This is a genomic window from Paraburkholderia sp. SIMBA_053, from assembly GCF_046534895.1.
GTDB classification, from domain to species: Bacteria; Pseudomonadota; Gammaproteobacteria; order Burkholderiales; family Burkholderiaceae; genus Paraburkholderia; species Paraburkholderia caledonica.
In genome coordinates this window covers 1-264 of record NZ_JAWRXU010000901.1, presented here as the reverse complement: position 1 = coordinate 264, position 264 = coordinate 1, and the positions used below count along the sequence as shown (strand labels likewise).

General features: G+C 70.1%; 1 protein-coding gene. It reads right to left on the bottom strand.

Features of this window, described 5'->3' with window-relative positions:
* Positions 1-264 (bottom strand): ATP-binding cassette domain-containing protein (locus SB753_RS38220; RefSeq protein ID WP_410805313.1); only part of this gene is annotated, 264 nt, incomplete at both ends.

Here is a 264-nt window from a genome sequence, read left to right as displayed (position 1 = left end):
CGAGCATGTCCAGGCAGCGCTTCGACTCCCGCCACACCTGCCGCCAGTCGACCGTGCCCGCGCGGCGGGGCATCGCGGAGAGGGCGATGTTCTCCCCCACGGTGAACTCGCGGACGACGTTGCGCTCCTGATGCACCACCCCGATGCCGGCGGCCATCGCCTCCAGCGGGTTCGCGAACGAGACCTCCTGCCCGTCCAGGATCAGGCTCCCGGAGTCGGCGCCCTGCACACCGGTGACGATCTTGATGAGCGTCGACTTGCCCG